This window comes from Streptomyces sp. NPDC048473 (assembly GCF_043200155.1).
Taxonomy (GTDB): domain Bacteria; phylum Actinomycetota; class Actinomycetes; order Streptomycetales; family Streptomycetaceae; genus Streptomyces.
Map to the genome: position 1 here is coordinate 176,174 of NZ_JBICXE010000002.1, position 17,350 is coordinate 193,523.

13 protein-coding genes and 1 pseudogene are annotated in these 17,350 nt (G+C 70.9%); 4 read left to right on the forward strand and 10 right to left on the reverse strand.

Annotated features, from left to right (window positions below):
- Positions 1–6 precede the first annotated feature (6 nt).
- Positions 7–1,356: a DUF6716 putative glycosyltransferase gene (locus ACGFU7_RS04115; RefSeq protein WP_393692122.1), complete on the reverse strand. Its 1,350-nt coding sequence runs from the start codon at positions 1,354–1,356 to the stop codon at positions 7–9.
- Positions 1,357–1,564: 208 nt separating this feature from the next.
- Between ACGFU7_RS04115 and ACGFU7_RS04120 the strand changes: the two genes are divergently transcribed.
- Complete coding sequence (locus tag ACGFU7_RS04120; protein ID WP_393692124.1) at positions 1,565–2,545, forward strand: glycosyltransferase family 2 protein; 981 nt, start codon at positions 1,565–1,567, stop codon at positions 2,543–2,545.
- Positions 2,542–3,858: a polysialyltransferase family glycosyltransferase gene (locus tag ACGFU7_RS04125; protein ID WP_393692126.1), complete on the forward strand. Its 1,317-nt coding sequence runs from the start codon at positions 2,542–2,544 to the stop codon at positions 3,856–3,858. Before ACGFU7_RS04120 ends, ACGFU7_RS04125 begins: the two co-directional genes overlap by 4 nt.
- Positions 3,859–4,434: 576 nt before the next feature.
- Here ACGFU7_RS04125 and ACGFU7_RS04130 read toward each other — a convergent pair.
- The 4 genes from ACGFU7_RS04130 to ACGFU7_RS04145 form a co-directional block, all read right to left on the reverse strand.
- Positions 4,435–5,550, reverse strand: coding sequence for an acyltransferase (locus ACGFU7_RS04130; protein ID WP_393692128.1), 1,116 nt, complete (start codon positions 5,548–5,550; stop codon positions 4,435–4,437).
- A 109-nt stretch (positions 5,551–5,659) separates the two neighbouring features.
- The gene (locus ACGFU7_RS04135) at positions 5,660–7,003 is read right to left on the reverse strand and encodes a polysialyltransferase family glycosyltransferase (protein WP_393692130.1); all 1,344 of its coding nucleotides are present in this window, start codon (positions 7,001–7,003) and stop codon (positions 5,660–5,662) included.
- Between the two features lie 3 nt (positions 7,004–7,006).
- Positions 7,007–7,972 (reverse strand): glycosyltransferase family 2 protein, encoded by a 966-nt coding sequence (locus tag ACGFU7_RS04140; RefSeq protein ID WP_393692132.1) that lies wholly within the window; start codon positions 7,970–7,972, stop codon positions 7,007–7,009.
- A gap of 363 nt (positions 7,973–8,335) precedes the next feature.
- A complete protein-coding gene (locus tag ACGFU7_RS04145; protein ID WP_393692134.1) occupies positions 8,336–8,980 on the reverse strand; it encodes a TetR/AcrR family transcriptional regulator C-terminal domain-containing protein in 645 nt (214 codons plus the stop codon).
- A 98-nt stretch (positions 8,981–9,078) separates the two neighbouring features.
- Between ACGFU7_RS04145 and ACGFU7_RS04150 the strand changes: the two are divergent.
- Positions 9,079–10,478 (forward strand): annotated as a pseudogene (locus tag ACGFU7_RS04150) (FAD-dependent monooxygenase); the annotation flags it as partial.
- On the opposite strand, the gene leuE reads toward ACGFU7_RS04150, so the two are convergent.
- Positions 10,468–11,133, reverse strand: a complete 666-nt coding sequence (gene leuE / locus ACGFU7_RS04155; protein ID WP_393692136.1) for a leucine efflux protein LeuE — start codon at positions 11,131–11,133, stop codon at positions 10,468–10,470. The pseudogene ACGFU7_RS04150 and the gene leuE overlap by 11 nt on opposite strands.
- A gap of 212 nt (positions 11,134–11,345) precedes the next feature.
- Complete coding sequence (locus tag ACGFU7_RS04160) at positions 11,346–12,926, reverse strand: methylmalonyl-CoA mutase (protein WP_393692138.1); 1,581 nt, start codon at positions 12,924–12,926, stop codon at positions 11,346–11,348.
- A gap of 363 nt (positions 12,927–13,289) precedes the next feature.
- On the opposite strand from ACGFU7_RS04160, the gene ACGFU7_RS04165 reads away from it, so the two are divergent.
- The gene (locus tag ACGFU7_RS04165; RefSeq protein WP_393692855.1) at positions 13,290–14,099 is read left to right on the forward strand and encodes a L,D-transpeptidase family protein; all 810 of its coding nucleotides are present in this window, start codon (positions 13,290–13,292) and stop codon (positions 14,097–14,099) included.
- A gap of 270 nt (positions 14,100–14,369) precedes the next feature.
- Here ACGFU7_RS04165 and ACGFU7_RS04170 read toward each other — a convergent pair whose 3' ends face one another.
- The 3 genes from ACGFU7_RS04170 to ACGFU7_RS04180 all read right to left on the reverse strand — a co-directional run bounded on the left by ACGFU7_RS04170 (position 14,370) and on the right by ACGFU7_RS04180 (position 17,242).
- A complete protein-coding gene (locus ACGFU7_RS04170) occupies positions 14,370–15,485 on the reverse strand; it encodes a hypothetical protein (RefSeq protein WP_393692139.1) in 1,116 nt (371 codons plus the stop codon).
- Positions 15,485–16,288 carry an RNA polymerase sigma factor gene (locus ACGFU7_RS04175; protein ID WP_393692857.1) on the reverse strand — a complete coding sequence of 268 codons (804 nt, stop codon included), beginning with the start codon at positions 16,286–16,288 and terminating at the stop codon, positions 15,485–15,487. The genes ACGFU7_RS04170 and ACGFU7_RS04175 overlap by 1 nt, the downstream gene beginning before the upstream one ends.
- Positions 16,289–16,672: 384 nt before the next feature.
- Complete coding sequence (locus ACGFU7_RS04180; protein ID WP_393692140.1) at positions 16,673–17,242, reverse strand: hypothetical protein; 570 nt, start codon at positions 17,240–17,242, stop codon at positions 16,673–16,675.
- Positions 17,243–17,350 lie beyond the last annotated feature (108 nt).

The following is a 17,350-nucleotide window of genomic DNA, read 5'->3' on the forward strand; positions in this document are numbered from 1 at the left end:
TGGTGTTCACAGTTCGCCCATCCGTCGGATCACCGGGGCGACCCGCTGGACGCCCTGCCGGTACGCGCCCCGCGCCGCTTCCCGTACCGCGTCGCGGACCGCGCCGCGCACCCCGCCGGTCTCGCGCGGCCGGTCCGTGCCCGGCAGCGGGTGGCCGTCGGGGGCCAGGTGGTGGCGGGCGAGGATGCCGGGGAGGTAGCCGGGGGCGGTGGCGGGTGTGTAGTACGGGGCGAGGTCGGGCAGGCGGGCGGCGGCGAGCAGGGCTTCGACGCGTGCGCGGGCGTTGTCGTACGCCGTGGCGTACGTGCCGTCGGCGGCGACGCCCTGGCCGGCCAGCCATGCACCGTCGGGCTCCGGGCGGAAGCCGCCGTCCAGGTGGTCCCAGGAGGTGAGCAGGCCGGAGCCGATGAAGTGGTGGTTGCCGAGGGTTTCGCGGACGCCGAGGTCGGTGAGGACCGCGGTCGGAATGCGCCGGTGCAGGGACTCCAGCGCGGCGGTCGAGGAGACCGTGACCAGCAGGTCGGTGCGGTCCAGGACCTCGCCCATGTGCCCGTACACCAGACGGAAGTTGGGCGGCAGCCCGCCGGGCAGCCTCTCCGCGAGCCGCTGGTACGGGAGTTCCTCGATGTGCGTGGTGTGCTCGCCGGGCTTGGAGCGCAGCTTCAGCAGCACCTCGCGGTCCGGGTGCAGCCTGGCGTGCTCAACGAGCCTGCGCAGCAGATACGTACGGTCGGCGCGGGAGGCCGGTACGGAGGGCTGGGCGGCGAAGACGACCGTGTCACGGCCCTCCTGTGGGCGGTGCGGCTCGCCGCCGAGGAACGGCAGGGCGGCCTCCGTGACGGCCGAGGCATCGGCGCCCACTCCCTCGTACACCGCGCGGAAACGCTCCGCGTCGTGGCGGGAGTTGGCGAGGACGACATCCGCGCCGTGCCGCAGCAGCAGTCCGTCGGCGAGCTTCTCGTAGACGACGCCGACATAACCGGTGACGACAACGGGCCTGGCGGGCAGCCGCAGCGCGGCGAGGCCGTGCAGCATCGCCTGGACGGCTCCCCCGACGAGGGCGAGTACGACGACGTCGTATCCCTCCTCCCGCACCGTGTGCAGGAATTCGACGGCCGTCACCTCGCGCACCCGGTCGGTGTCGATACCGACGTCGCCGACCTCGGCGAGCTGTCGCGGGGTCGGGGTGGCCCGGCCTCGCAGCAGGAGTCCGCTGATCTCGACGCGCTGCGCCGACCCCGTAAAAGCACCGGTGGTGAGGCGGCGCGCGGTGAGCGCGCCCCATTTCCACCGGGTGTCGGAGTCTGCGAGTACGGCTACCCGGAGGGCGGTCGTCTTATCGGTACGTGGGGGCACGTCCCAGAACTTAGGAAGGCATTTCGATTCGCAGCCCAACGTGACGGCAACAGCTGGTTAACAGACCACCGACGGTTGGCTAATCGACTCGCAAAATGGCCGGGCAGCCCTCGGATTCACGCCGGTTCACTATTCTCACATGCACCGTTCACCCGCAGTCTTTTTCCGGGACAAGGTAAATGCCGAACCCGCCCTTAGCGTGACGCGGGTGGTTAAGCTCTCCGTCATCGTGCCGTTCTACAACGTGCAGACATACGCCCCCGACACCCTCAGAAGCCTGCGTGCCAACGCGCGCGAGGACTTCGAGTTCATCCTCGTCGACGATGCCTCGACCGACGGGACCGCGGACATCCTGCGCCGGGCGCGGGACGAGATCCCGGGGGTGGTCCTGAGACAGCACGAGCACAACCAGGGGCTGGCGACCGCCCGCAACACGGGTCTCGACGCGTCGAGCGGCCGGTACGTCACGTTCCTCGACGGCGACGACTGGCTGGCTCCCGGACACTGCGCCGCCCTGGTCGACGCGATGGACCGTCTGGATTGCGACTTCGTACGGACCGACCACGTGCAGTGCACCGCCAAGGCACGCACCGTGCGCCGGGTGCCCCACGGCCTGCGCGACGTGCCGATGCGTCCGCGCGACGCGATTCTCCCGGTCGGCCGCACCACCTCCGTCGACTACCCGTTCGCCTGGGCCGGTGCCTATCACCGCCGCCTGGTCGAGCGCGGTCTGATCCACTTCACGGACGGGCTGCGCACCGCCGAGGACCGGCCGTGGATCTGGCGGCTGCACCGGGAGGCGGAGTCGTTCGCCGCGGTCGGGCTGCTCGGCGTGTTCTACCGGCGCGGTGTCGCCTCCTCGCTCACCCAGATCGGCGACATCCGGCAGCTCGATTTCATCCGCGCGTTCGATCAGGTGCTGGAGGAGACCGCGCAGGATCCAGAGGCCGACGCGCTGCTGCCGAAGGCCGTACGCACCTACTGCGCGATCATCTCCCACCACCTGGTGGAGATCTCCAAATTCGAACCGGCCGTGGCCCGCCGCCTTCTCACCATGAGTGCGGCCGCGCTGCACCGTATGCCGCAGAACATTCTGGAAGAGACGATCAACTCCATGGGTACCGACAGGTCCGCCCGACTGCGGCGGCTGCACCGCCGGCCCTTCGCAGGTGCGGGGGCCACCGCATGACCACCCAGATCTTCTGCGCGTCCACCCTCTACGGTGCGGCCACCGTGGCCGCGGCCATCGACGCGGGCCTGGTCCGGCCCGCGGACCGGCGCATCCTGCTGATCAGCAACAACGCCGCCGTCCCCGAGGTCGCACCGGCGCTCGACACGATGCCGGGCTTCGAGGCGCTGCGCGGCCGGTTCGACGACGTGCTCTCCTGGAACGCGGCGATCGAACCGTTCCATCCGTCGGGCTGGTCCCCACGGCCCGAGGACGTCCCGCTCTGGGAACGCCATCTGCGCAGGCTGTGGGAGCTCGGCGACGACGACGTCGAGTTCACCGTCGAATCCATCCAGGTCAACCCGGCTCTCGCCGTCACCGGGATCTTCATGGGCGCGGCCGTGGATGTGTACGCGGACGGGCTGATGAGCTACGGGCCCACCCGGATCAAGCTCGATCCGCTGCTCGGTACACGCGTGCGCCGGCTTCTCCACCTCGATCTGGTGCCGGGTCTGAAGCCCTTGTTGCTGACGGAGTTCGGCGTGGAGTCGCAGATCATCCCCGGGGACACCTTCCGCAGGGTCCTCGGGGAAGTCGGAGCGGTCTCGCCCGCGCCGAAGGTCCCGTACGACAGTCCGGCGCTCCTTCTCGGCCAGTACCTCTCGGCGCTGGAGATCCTCACTACGGAGGAGGAAGAGGAACTCCACCTGCGGATGCTGCGTGGCGCCGCGGCGCTCGGGCACCGGCAGATCGTCTTCAAGCCCCATCCGACGGCGCCCGCCCGCTGGTCCCGTCTCCTGGAGTCCGAGGCCGGACGGCTCGGTGTGGAACTCACCGTTCTCGACGTACCGGTGCTCGCCGAGACGCTGTACGAGCAGCTGCGCCCGGCACTCGTCGTGGGCTGCTTCTCCACCGCGCTCTTCACCGCCCGGCAGCTGTACGGTCTGGACACCGCCCGCACCGGGACGGGAACGCTGCTGGAGCGCCTGACCCCGCTTCAGAACAGCAATCGTGTACCGGCGGTTCTCGCCCACACCCTGCTGCCCGAACTCGAAACGGGGCGCACCCGGACGCCCGGGGATCCGGGCCGGCTCGTGACCACCCTCGGGTTCATGATGCAGCCGCGGATCTACCCGCATCTGAGGCCGGACGCCGCCGCGTATCTCGAGGACGGCGTCACACCGGACGAGCAGCAGTTCTTCTCCCGTCGCAGACTGACGGTGCTCGGGCTCCCCGGTGGTCTGCCCGGCAGACTCGGCACGCTCTCCCGCAATCCGGCCCTGCGGCGGACGGCGCGCCGTGCTCGCCGGCTGGGGCGGACCGTACTGCGCTGACGGGGGCCGCTCGCCCGGATTCCGGACGAGCGGCCGGCCGCACCCACGGCCTTGATGCCACGCCGAGAATGTCAAGAGCGCCGTATCAGCCACGTTGACGATCGACGGAAAATCCGATTGATATTCATTGCGGCGCGCGGAGCCACCGTATCCCCCGGCCGTCGCACGGCGTGTTCGCCGCCCCCTTTTCCTTATCGGGGGAAATTCCCCTCGGGCATGAGGGAAATCCACCGCGCGTTCACCGCCGCACATGTCCGGATCGCGATCATCGAAAAGAACACCCGCTGTGGACTCATCACCGGCTCTGCGATCGTGCTCGGCGTTCCCAGGATGGTCACGTGCACCTTCCTGCACATCGGAATCCCGAGAGGACCATCGTGTTCCACATCCGTGGTGTGAAAGCAGAGCCGGCCGCTCCGGCCATGGCCGGCGCATCGGTCGTGGCCCTTTCGTCGACCGCCTCTGCGGCACCGGCGGCGAGCTATGCAGCCAGGATTCCCGTGTGACATGCGGGCGCACGCGGCGCGTCGGCCCTCCGGGGCCCGCGCCGCGTGCGGCCCGTCCTTGCCCGGCGGCTCAGCCGAGCATCCGGCTCATCCCGAGCCGCGCCCACAGCAGGCCCGCACCGAACGCCAGCAACGTCGTCGCCGCGGTCACCGCGACGACCAGGGCAGCGGCCACCGGCAACGTCAGGTCGGCGGAGACGAACAGGTCGGTGAGCACGCCGAGGATCAGGACGTGGACCATGTAGGCGCCGAAGGAGGCGTCGGCCAGCCGGGTCAGGAGGGGGCGCAGCCCTTCGGGAACCCTCAACCGGTGCAGGGTGAGCAGCACACCGACGCTGAACAGGGCCACCAGCACACTGGCGTACGGAATCGCGTAGTGGACCTTGTACTGGTACGCGATCACCGCAGCCAGCGCCGCCGCCGTCGGCAGCAGCCACAGCAGGCGTCGCTTCCCGACGGCCCCGGCGGGCAGCGCGAACAGGAGCGCGCCGAGCACCGCGTAGATCACCTGGTACGGGCCGAAGCCCCAGCCGAAACGCGGCATGTCCCAGCCCGTGACCGAGGAGAGGTCGCCGAAGAGCGACGGTGCCGCGGCCAGGACCAGGAGCGCCGCGCCCAGGCCCCAGGGCCGCTTGCCCGACTTCACCATCGTCGTGAAGGCCAGGAGCATGATCACGGGAATGTAGGCGTACAGGTACCAGAGGTGGTAGGCGGGACGCACCGAGGCGAAGACCGAGTCGAGCGCCAGGTCACCGACCGGATCGTCGTTGGTGCCGCGCCAGCGGCCCCACGCCAGGTACACCGCCGTCCACACGGCGAGCGGCAGCGCGATGCGGACGATGCGCTGCCGCAGCCGCGCACCGTCCTTCGGCGGGGCGCCGACGAGGACGACCCACCCGGCGATCGCGAAGAACAGGGGCACGGCGAATCGGCCCGCCGAGTCCGCCGCCAGCCCTGCCCAGTAGGTGCCCGAGCCGCCCGACGGCTTGCGGCCCACGGCGTTCACGAACGCGGAGCCCGTATGACAGAGGATCACGCCGACCGAGCAGAGCAGTCTGATGAGATCGATGTCGTAACGGTGCTCGCGGCGCGGGCGGGACCCTCGGGCCTCTTCGGTCTGCGGGTCCGCTGGTGCCGGTGCGGGCGAGGAGGCCGGTGTTCCGGCCGGGGAGACGGTGGATGACATGGTCTTCGAAGGCTATGAACGCACTGCCGCCCGGGAAACTCCGGCGAGGTGAACAGTCACTTCCTGCGGATGGCGCGGAGGTGAAGGACGCGTGCCCGCTGAGCGGCCGTCACCGACTCAGGGTGCTGCGGGTGCGCCGCACCGTCCGGCGCAGTCGGGCCGCGGTGCCCTCGGCGCTGCCACCGGGCAGGGACAGCATGTCGATACGGCGGCGCTTGAAGTAGCGCTGGGTGCTGACGTCCAGCCGGTCCCGCAGCCATGCCTCCGCCTCACCGCGCAGTTCCGGGTGGAGTTCGGACTGCATGCAGTACCCGACCGTGCGGACGAGGGGGCTCAGGGTCGCGGGTGAGCTGGGCGGCAGTGCGGGAACAGCACCGCCGCCGTGGTCCTCCAGATCGGGCACGAGGTGGTCGACGATCGTCAGCGGAATGCGGTTGCTGTTCTCGTACGGGGTGAGGCGGTCCAGCACCCGGCCCGTGCCGACGCGGGCGACGGGAATGCCGTAGTACGCCGCGGCGGTGAGCATGGCGGTCGAGAAGCAGCCGACGACGAGTGCGGGTGCGCACCTCTCGAAGAGGGTCTCCGCCAGCAGGGGGGTGTCCATCGTGACGAGCCGGACCCCGGCCTCGGCGGCGGCGCGGTCCAGGGCGTCGGAGTAGCGGGCGGGGGCGGTGGGGTGGGGCTTGAAGAGGATGGACGTGTGGCCGGCCCGGGCGGCCCCGCGCAGCATACGGATGTGCAGGTCCTCCTCCTCGTCGGCGGTGAGGATGTCGAGGGCGGCCAGGTACTGGCCCAGAAGTACGGCGGTGGGGGCCTGCTCCACCGCCTCGGTGAGCTGCGGGTCGCCGTCCGCCGCACCGGCGATCTCGCCGAGGACCTTGCGGAAGGCGTCCGCCGGTACGAGTTCGGGCTCCACGTCGAATTCGGACAGGAGCATGGGCCTGAGCCCGGGCACCAGGTCGAGGTGGAGCACGCGCTGGACGCGGCAGCCCATCGTCTGGGGCAGCCTGGTGCGGGTCGGCCCATAGCTCATGAGGCCGTCCGCGTAGACGTGCAGGGTGCTCTCGGAGAAGATCGCCCCGAGTGCGCGGGCCGGGTCGACCTGGATGGATTCCAGGACCAGTTCGACGGGTTCCTCACCCAGTCCCCAGGCGAGCCGGAGTGCGCGCTGCCACAGCACGACGTCCTCGGCACGAGGACCCCAGGCGCCCGGGTGGTACGGGCGGATCGCTTCGTTCCAGCTGACGACGGAGTCGAAACGGGCGGCGATGCGGTCGTAGCCGAGCATCGCGTCCAGCCCGGCGGCCGTCTCCGGTACCGGGGCGTTGTTGCACACCAGCAGGATCCGGCGGCTCTCCGCCGGTGGTCCGAACTGGCCGGCGTCGAGCGCGGCAGCGAGCGTGGCGGCCCCGTACAGGGTCGACACCTGGAAGATCTGGGTGCGCGTAGGCATGGGTCAGGCGGCCTTCTGCTTGTCACGCAGGCGTCGGAGCAAGGTGCTGCGCTTCGTGTCCATCGTCATCAGGGTGTGGTCCAGTACGTGCTGGGGCATGCGGTGCAGCGCGGCGATCGACTCCCGTCTCAGGCTGCGGGCGGTGCCGGCCCCGTACTCGCCCGCCTTCTCGCTGTGGAACGCGATCAGCGCGCAGTACGAACGGACCGCCTTGGGCAGGAGGAGTTCCGCGTCCCGGTCCTGCGCCAGCTCCTCCAGCAGGGTGTCGTACGCGGGGAAGAAGTCCAGTTGGCGGGAGTCCTTGATCTGGGTCAGCGAGGTGGTGACACCGCGCCGGTAGAAGATCCCGTGGAGCCCCAGGACCGCGCAGGTGCGTGCCCGCAGATGCAGCCGCCAGGTCCACAACCGGTCCTCGGCGGTGCGCAGGGCGGAGTCGAAGCGCAGGCCGCCGTCCTCGAAGAGCCGTCGGTGGTAGAGCCCGGCCCAGACGAAGGGGTAGTCGACCATCGTCTCCATCGCCGGGTACGCGATCCCCGCCCGCGGGTCCGTCGCCCGGTCCCGCACCCGGGCGGGGGCGCGGCGGACCACCCGGCTGGTGCCCGTCGCCTGGACGTGGTCGTTGCGGACGAAGTCGACGCCCAGTTCCTCCGCTGCTTCCAGGAGCCGATCCAGGTGCCCGGGGGCGTACCAGTCGTCGCCGTCGAGAAAGGTGAGGAACTCACCGCTCGCCGCCTCGATTCCGCTGTTGCGCGCGGCGGCGATCCCCACGTTCGTGTCGTGCCGGATGACCCGGGCCTGCGGGATTCTCGCGGCCCAGCGGTCGATGACGGACGGCGTCTCGTCCGTGGAACAGTCGTCGACCAGCAGGAATTCGACGTCCCCGGCCGCATTGCGGGCAAGACTGCCCAGCGTGGTGTCGGCATACGGGGCGACATTGTGGAGCGGTACGACAACGGACAGTTTCGGCACGCCGGCCCTCGCCTTCGATCTTGTAGCCGCTCAACGTAATCAGCCCCGTCGAGGAGGGAGTGGCTACCGGGGCGACGGGTGGTGAACGCTGGACGACACCCACGTGACGCCCGACGCGACGCGGCGGCGGCAGACTTGAGCGCTCCGGGTGCTCTCCGGGGGCACACGGCCGCCACCACCGGCGGAACGCTGACCACCGCCCGGCTCACCGAGAAGCGTGAACGACCTGGGCAAGCATCCAGGAGGCGTCGGACAAGCACCTGGAGAACGGTTCCTCGCGGCTGCGGATGCCGGGAGGGGTGTTGACGTCGGCCTACCTGCGGGCGGAGTGACACGCCTTCGCGCGACGCCCACACCCCCGTCTCACCCCACCGCGTACCGCGCCTCGATGCCCGCGACGATCAGCCGCAGGCCGTCCTCGAAGCGTTCGTCGTAGTTGGCGAAGATCTCGGCACCGGCCGCGGCGGCGAGCGGATACCGGGCCATCCGCTGCGCGCGTTCGCCGATGTCGAAGCCGTCCCGCCGCTCGTCGGGCATCGGCTGAACGCCCTGCTCCTCGGTGACGAAGCCCATGGTGTACGAGTAGGCGGTGGTGCCCGCCCGGACGGCCTGCCACAGCTCGAAGCCGGCGTCGACCATCGTCCGCAGATGGGATTCGAGGCCGTCGGCGTGGTCGGTGCCGGTGAATTTGGCGCCGCTGTAGACCTTCGCCCCGTCGCGGTAGCGCAGCAGAGCGGTGCGCAGTGCGCTGTTGTACGCGACGAGCTGGTCCTGCCAACGCTCCGGGGCCGGTCCCGGCAGGTCCTCGTGGAGCATCCGGCGGTACATCACCGTGGCCATCTCGTCGAGGAGTGCCTGCTTGTCCTTGAAGTGCCAGTAGAGCGCGGGTGCCTTGACGTCCAGTTCCCTGGCGATGGCGCGCAGCGTGAGCCCGTCGAGGCCCACCTCGTTCAGCAGCCGCAGCCCGGTGTCGGCCACTCGCGCCCGGTCGATCTTCGTTGTGCCCACCTTGACAATTTAACAGCGTTAAGCACACACTCCGAACCATGGAACTTAACAGCGTTAAGGAAATCGATGTCGTGATCGTCGGCGCCGGCCCCTGTGGCCTGGCCCTCGGCTGTGATCTGGCCCGCCGCGGGGTGCGCGCCCTGGTCGTCGAGCAGTCGCCCGCCCTCTTTCCCGGCTCGCGCGGCAAGGGAATCCAGCCGCGCACCAGGGAGGTCCTCGACGACCTCGGGGTCGGCGACGCGGTGCGTGAGCACGGAGGCCCGGCCCCGGTGGGGATGGTCTGGCAGGACGGGGAGCGGCAGCAGGAGCACGACATGTTCCGCCGTGCGTCCCCGACCGAGGCCGAGCCGTACGGGGAGCCGTGGATGATGCCGCAGTGGCGCACCCAGGAGATCCTGCTCGCCCGGCTGCGCGAGCTGGGCGGCGATGTCGCCTTCTCCCCGCACTGACCGGGCTCGACCAGGACGCGGACGGCGTCACGGCCCGCCTGAGCACAGGATCGGTGCGGGCCTCCTACCTGGTCGCGGCGGACGGCGGCCGCAGCACGGTCCGGCGCGCGCTGGGGATCGCGATGACGGGCGAGTCCGTGGATCCGGCGCCGATGCTGGTCGCCGATGTGCGGGTGGCCGAGGACGCCCTGGACCGGCTCAACTGGCATGTGATGAGCGGCGAGCAGGGCTTCCTCACCCTCTGCCCGCTGCCCGGCACGGCGGACTTCCAGCTGGTCGCCCAGTTCAAGGAGGGCGAGCCCGACACGTCCCAGGAGGGCGTACGCGCGCTGGTCGCCGCCCGCACCCATCTGACGGCGCAGGACATCACCGAGGTCCTCTGGTCCTCCGACTTCCGGCCGCGCGCCGCTCTGGCCGACCGGTTCCGCGACGGCCGGGTCTTCCTGGCGGGCGACGCGGCGCATGTGCACTCCCCCGCGGGCGGCCAGGGCCTCAACACCAGCGTCCAGGACGCGTACAACCTGGGCTGGAAGCTCGGCCAGGTGCTGCGGCACGGCGCGCCCGTCGCCCTGCTCGACAGTTACGAGGAGGAGCGCCGCCCGATCGCGGCCGACATGCTCGGCCTGTCCACCCGCATCCACCGGGGCGAGCAGGAACGCGGCGCGGCGACCCAGCAGCTCGGCCTCGGCTACCGCGAGGGCCCGCTGTCGGTGGGCCGGGCGGGCGCCCTGCACTCCGGCGACCGCGCCCCGGACGGACCGGCGTACGGGCCGGCGGACGGACCGGCGGACGGACCGGCGGACGGGGGCCGACGCCTCTTCGACATCTTCCGCGGCCCGCAGTTCACGCTGCTGGCAGTCGGCACGGACACCGGACTCCCGGCGTTCGACAGCGGCGTGGTCCGCGTGCACCGCACGGATGCCTACGAGGCGTACGGAAAGGGCCTGTTCCTGGTCCGCCCCGACGGCTACATCGGCTGGGCGGGCGAGGACACCTCGGGCCTGGCGCAGTACCTGGCCCCGCTGGGCGTCGCCGCGGTCACACGCTGCTGAGCGAGAGCTTCGCCGCGAACCCCAGGAACAGCAGACCCGCCGCCGAAGTGGCCCCCGCCGACAGCCGCTTGCGGCGGCGGAACGCGGCGGACAGGCGGGTGCCGCCGAATATCAGCATCGACAGATACAGGAAGCTGGCGATCTGCAGCAGGGTGCCCAGCACCAGGAAGGACAGCGCCGGGTAGGCGTAGCCGGGGTCGACGAACTGCACGAAGAACGAGATCAGGAACAGGATCGCCTTCGGATTGAAGAGGCTGACCGCCAGCGCCCGCCGGTACGGCCGCTCCATCGCCGCCGCGGCCTCGGGCTCGGCGGTCTCCTCGGTCAGCTCGGCCATCCGCCGGTGCCGCTCGCGCCACATGGCCACCGCGGCCCGCAGCATGCCGATCGCCAGCCAGGTCAGATAGCCCGCACCCGCGAACTTGACGACGGCGAACAGCACCGGCGTCGTCTGCAACAACGACGAGGCCCCCAGCGCGGACAGCGTCATCAGCACGGTGTCCCCGGTCCACACCCCGGCCGCCGCCACATAGCCGGTCCGCACACCGCGCCGGGCGGCGACGGACAGCACGTACAGCGAATTCGGCCCCGGCAGAAGAACGATCAGCACCAGGCCGGCGAGATAAGTCGGAAGATCGGTGACACCCAGCATGAAACGGAGTGTCGCACGCGCGTACGACACTCCGTTCGGCGGGCTCGGAAGGAGCTCGGGTCAGTCCTCGTCGCCATCCAGGAGGCGGTCTACGGAGAGCTTCACATCAACTCCCACAGACGCAGGAAGGGGGACCTCGGACCCGCGCTTGTACGTCGAACAGGTGCGGTAATCGTCGGCGCCCGGATCGGTGTACACGAGCACGTAGAACTTCAGAACACGTCCGACGGCACATACGTCCCCCACACCCCCCGCAGCGCATCGCAGACCTCGCCCACCGTCGCCCGTGCCTTGAGTGCGTCCTTCATCGGGTACAGGACGTTGTCCGTGCCCTCGGCCGCCTTCCGCAGCTGTGCCAGCGCCGTGTCCACCGCGCCCCGGTCGCGTTCGGCGCGGAGCTTCGCCAGGCGGGCCGCCTGCTGGGCCTCGATCGCGGGGTCGACGCGCAGCGGCTCGTACGGCTCCTCCTCGTCGAGCCGGAAGCGGTTGACGCCGACCACGACGCGCTCCGCGCTGTCGGTCTCCAGGGCGATGCGGTACGCGCTGCGCTCGATCTCGTTCTTCTGGAAGCCGCGCTCGATCGCGTTGACCGCGCCGCCCATGTCCTCGACCTTGAGCATCAGCTCCAGGGCGGCGGCCTCGACATCGTCGGTCATCGACTCGACGACGTACGAACCCGCGAACGGGTCCACGGTGGCCGTGACGTCCGTCTCGTACGCCAGGACCTGCTGGGTACGGAGGGCGAGGCGGGCGGACTTGTCGGTCGGCAGGGCGATTGCCTCGTCGAAGGAGTTGGTGTGCAGCGACTGCGTACCGCCGAGGACCGCGGCCAGGCCCTGGACGGCGACGCGTACCAGGTTGACCTCGGGCTGCTGGGCGGTGAGCTGGACGCCCGCGGTCTGGGTGTGGAAACGCAGCATCAGCGACTTGGGGTTCTTCGCGCCGAACTCCTCCTTCATCACCCTCGCCCAGATCCGGCGGGCGGCGCGGAACTTGGCGACCTCTTCGAGGATCGTCGTACGCGCGACGAAGAAGAAGGAGAGACGGGGGGCGAAGTCGTCGACGTCCATACCGGCGGCGACGGCGGTACGGACGTACTCGATCCCGTCCGCGAGGGTGAACGCGATCTCCTGCGCGGGCGAGGCCCCGGCCTCCGCCATGTGGTAGCCGGAGATCGAGATGGTGTTCCACTTCGGGATCTCGGCCCGGCAGTACTTGAAGATGTCGGCGATCAGCCGGAGCGAGGGCTTGGGCGGAAAGATGTACGTGCCGCGCGCGATGTACTCCTTGAGCACATCGTTCTGGATGGTGCCGGTGAGCTTCTCCGCCGGGACACCCTGCTCCTCGCCGACCAGCTGGTACAGCAGGAGGAGCAGCGCGGCCGGGGCGTTGATCGTCATGGACGTGGAGACCTTGTCCAGCGGGATCCCGCCGAACAGGACCCGCATGTCGTCGATCGAGTCGATCGCGACCCCGACCTTGCCGACCTCGCCGGACGCGATCGCCGCGTCGGAGTCGTGGCCCATCTGGGTGGGCAGGTCGAAGGCGACGGAGAGGCCCGTCGTGCCGTTGGCGATCAGCTGCTTGTAGCGGGCGTTGGATTCCGTGGCCGTACCGAAACCTGCGTACTGGCGCATCGTCCACGGCCGGCCGGTATACATCGTGGGGTAGACACCGCGCGTGAAGGGGTAGGCGCCCGGCTCTCCCAGCTTGTCGTCGGGGTTCCACCCGTCGAGTGCGTCCGGCCCGTACACCGGCTCGATGGGCAGTCCCGACTCCGACTCGCGCGTCATCTGCTGTGCCTCCCGCTGAAGCTGCTCAGTAAAGCTACTTACTGGTAACCAAGGATTCCCGCGACGGACTGTAGCGGCGGGCACGAGACCGGTGGAGGGGCACCGGCTGGGACCTTGCTCACAGCCCTCCCCCACGGCCCTCGCCGCCGCTCTCCCCATCATGCGCGGGCTTTGGCAACCGGGCAGAGCGGGAATCCATCCAATGGGACACCGGAGAAACCCGGAGATCCGGAGACACAGGGGGCCGAGATGATAGGCAGCATCACCGGAAGCACGTCACGTCGCAGGACACCGGGCAAGGCACAGGTCAGGACACGGGGCTGGGCGGGGACCACGGCCACGGCGGCGCTCGCCGTTCTCGCCATGACCGCCGGCTGCACGGCGCAGCCCGCCGACAGCGCGTCCGCGGCCCCGTCGTCACCGCCCCGGGCCACGGCGACCGACGACGCCAAGCCCGCCGCGCAGCAGTCGCCCTCGCCGGACGCATCGTCATCGTCCCCGCAGGCCACCGCGACGCCCGCGCCGAAGCCGGACCCGCAGGGCACGACGCTGATGGCGAGCGGTTCCGAGGGCAAGCAGGTGCGCGAACTGCAGGCCCGGCTGCGGCAGATCGGCCACTTCGACCGCTCCCCCACCGGCTACTACGGCACCGTCACGGTCGCCGCCGTCCAGTCCTTCCAGGGCAAGCGCGGTCTCTCCCGTACGGGCAGGACGGACACCGTCACCTGGCAGAAGCTGCTCGGCATGACGCACGAGCCGACGGCCGCCGAGCTGAATCCGCCGGCCACCCTGCCCGTCACCAAGCCGGACAAGCGCTGCATGACGGGCCGGGTGCTCTGCATCAGCAAGAACAGCCGGACGCTGTCATGGATGATCGACGGCCGCGTCGTCTCGTCGATGGACGTCCGTTTCGGCTCCCAGTACACGCCGACCCGCGAAGGCACCTTCTCCGTCTACTGGAAGTCACGGCACCATGTGTCGACGATCTACCACACGGCCATGCCGTACGCGATGTTCTTCAGCGGCGGCCAGGCGGTGCACTACTCGGCGGACTTCGCGGCCCGCGGCTACAGCGGCGCCTCGCACGGCTGCGTCAATGTCCGCGACAAGGGGAAGATCGCCTCGCTCTTCGCCCAGGTGAGGACGGGCGACAAGGTCGTCGTCTACGGGTAGGTCCTGTCGGGCGGGAAGGCGGAAAGGCCGGAAGGCCGGAAGGCCGGAAGGCCGGAAGGCCGGAAGGCCGGAAGGCCGGAAGGAAAGGGGCGCGGACGGGACCGGGGGAACGTGTCCCGCCCGCGCCGATGCGCTGAGCCGCAGGTACGGGGGGAACCCCGGCTCTGTGCGCTGCCGATGACCAGTCGGCTCATTCTGTACTGCGCCGTGGCCTCGAAAAACGTCACACCTGGTGGTGGACGGCTCGAAAAGGACTGGCGCGCACGGCTCTCAGCCGGGTGATCCGACGGCGTCGAGGGACGCCCGGTCCGCTGCCGGCGAGGAGACCGGGGTCGAGGGCAACGGCGACGGCGGGGTGGTGAACCGGATCGCCGGGAGCGCGCTGGAGCCGCCGCTGTCCCCGTCGCCGCCACTACCGCTGTCGCCGCCCGAGCTGTTCTGGCCCTCATCGGCCCTGGCGATCACTCGGTCGCAGAACCGGTCCAGATTGCGGGCGCCCTTCGCCAGCGCCACGAGATACCGTCTGCGGCCGTCGTCCAGCTTGCCGTCGCGGTAGTCGCGGCAGGCCTTGACCGTCTTGGCGTACCAGTTGCCGGAGGTGCCGTCCCCGGAGCCGTCGCTCTGCTTGCCGTCCTCGGTGCTGTCGGAGGATCCGCTCGCGGCGCCGCCGGGCTTCCGGTTGTCGTCGCCCTCGGAGTCATCGCCCTTGTCGGTTCTGCCGTTGTCCCGGTCACCGGTGGGAGCGGAGGGATCCGCCGGGTGACTGGAGGGCTCCGGCTCCGGGGAGGCGGGCGGCTGCGCGGACGGGCTCGCTTCGGTGACGGCCCCCGAGCCGAGCTCCTCGGGGGTCGCCGCGGCCGAGACGGAGGTCGCCGGTACGGGGGTGTGCCCGCCGAACGGTCCGGGGAGCATCCCGGTGCTCGCGGCCACGGCCACCCCGCCGAGCGCGCAGCCCGCGAAGGAGGCGACCAGGCCGAAGCGGATGGGCCGGCTCCAGCGCAGGGAGCGGGTACGGCCGGAACCTGCGGAGGAAGAGGAGCAGTCCGGGGCGAAGCCGCCGGAGGCGGGCCGGATGTGCACCGGTTCGAGTACGTCGTCGGCCGGTGCCGGTTCGCCCGGCTGCTCGGCGTACCCCTTCACCTGCGGATTCGCCGCCCGTGTCCGTGCGCGCGCGGAGTGCGTGGCGGCGCGGAAGGCTGCCAGTGCCGCGGCCTCGCCCGGCAGTTCGCCGGTGGCCGGGCGGGCGGCCCGTGCGGCGGCGTCCAGCGCTGCCGCGAGCCTCTCCGCCTCCGTGCACAAGTGACCGCCGACGGGATCGACCGGTTCGCGGCGGAGCAATCTCTCCGCCGCGTCCTTGTCAAGCCATTCGTAGTGCTCGTCGGCCATCACATGTCCTTCTGCGTCCACGGACGCGAATGCGTCACACCGGCCGGCGCCGCCGGACCGTTGCGGGAGGGGCGCTGGGCGGGCAGGGCGCCGAGTTCCGCCGTCCGGCCTGCCGCGCTCCCGCGAGGGGCGGACGGATCCGCCGGATCGCCCGCGGGAACACGGTCCGCGGCGATGCCCGCGCCGCCGTCGGCACGGCCGTCGCCACCCTCGCCGTCGATGTCACCGGGGCGGCCGTCGGCATGGTCCGTGCCGTCCGTGCGCAGCAGCTCGGCCAGCCGCTTCAGTCCCCGGTGCGCCGCGGTGCGTACCGCCCCCGGCCGCTTGCCCAGCGTCTGGGCCGCGCTCTTCGCGTCCAGGCCGACGACCACCCGCAGCACCACGGCCTCGGCCTGGTCCTGCGGCAGCTGGGCGATGAGCGACATCGTGCGGCCGGTGGCCAGGGCCTCCATCGCCTCGTCGGCGGTGTCGGACTCGGCCGGCCTCTCCGACAGCTCCGACTCGTCGCCACCGATCGCGGGGCGCCTGCCGCGCATCCGCAGATGGTCCAGGGCGCGGTTACGGGCTATCCGCGCCGCCCAGCCACGGAAGCGGTCGGCGTCGCCGCTGAACCGGTCGAGGTCGCGCGCTATCTGCAGCCAGGACTCGGACGCCACGTCCTCGGCGTCCGGATCACCCACCAGTGTCCGTATGTAGCCCAGCAGCCGCGGCTGTACAGCGCGGTACACAGTACGGAAGGCGTCTTCGTCCCCGTCCTGCGCCGCGAGCACCGCGGCAGTGAGCTCCGCGTCGTCCCCCAGCACTCCCTCAACCTGCCCTGCTGTCCTGAATCGCAGCTGGTCATCACTGCCGCGCCACCCTGCGCGACTCAGCACGCTACGTCCTTCGCGGGGGTCACGTCCATGACTTGTACAAGCTGCAACATTCTTCCGACACGGGGCGGTGTGACAGAAAACGCAGCCACGGCGCTGAGAAGAGTACGGGGTCGTCCTACGGCCCCGCGGAAGACGACCGGGGCCTCTCCTGTGGGGGGTGGCGGCCCCGGTCGTCCTCGTTCTTCCTCAGTTCTCTCTGTCCGGCCGGTCCGGGATCCCGCCCAGCACCGTTCCCCCGTCGACGAGTTCGACCGAGTCGGGGCCGACGCCCGGCATCCCAGGAAAGAACGGCCGCCGGACGACCCCGGTTGCCTACCCCCGCCCGCGCGCCCGGCGCGAAACCGCCGCACGCAGCACACGCTGCCCCTCCGTCGACACATCGAGCACCTGGCGCAGTCCGGCACCCGCCCCTGACGCTTCGGCAGTCTCCGCCAGCATCTCCAGGATCCGGACCTGCCGGCGCACTTCCCCTGCCAGCAACGGACCGGCGCCCTCCGGATCGCCCTCGCGACAGCACCGCACCGCCTCCACTCCGGCGGGCGGCGTCGCATCCTGCCCGAGGTGGACCTCCAGAGCCAGCAACGAACAGGCGTCCGCCCACTCCCGCAGCTCCGGCGCCGCCCGGTCCACAGGCGCGTCGCCCAGCAGCTTCCGGATCTGCGGCGCCGCCCCCTCCGTATCGGCCGCGGCATCCACCGCCGCGCGCACCTCCGCCAGGCGGTCCGGCCACACAGAGCCGTCCGCGCACCCCGCCCAGAGCGGGCGCAGCGGATCCGGATCGGTCCCGTCGGCGGGCTGCGACAGGCAGCGGTCGAGGCAGGCGACCGCGCTCGCGGCCAGCCCCCGCTCGTCGGCGGCGGCGATCAGTTCCAGCAGGCTCATCGGCGTCTCCCGTCGGCCCGTCCCCGCGCGTGCACGCACGGGGACGCGGCGCTTCCCATTACCGCGTTCAGCGCCGGATGGCTCAAAATCGTCACTGTGGGAGGCCGG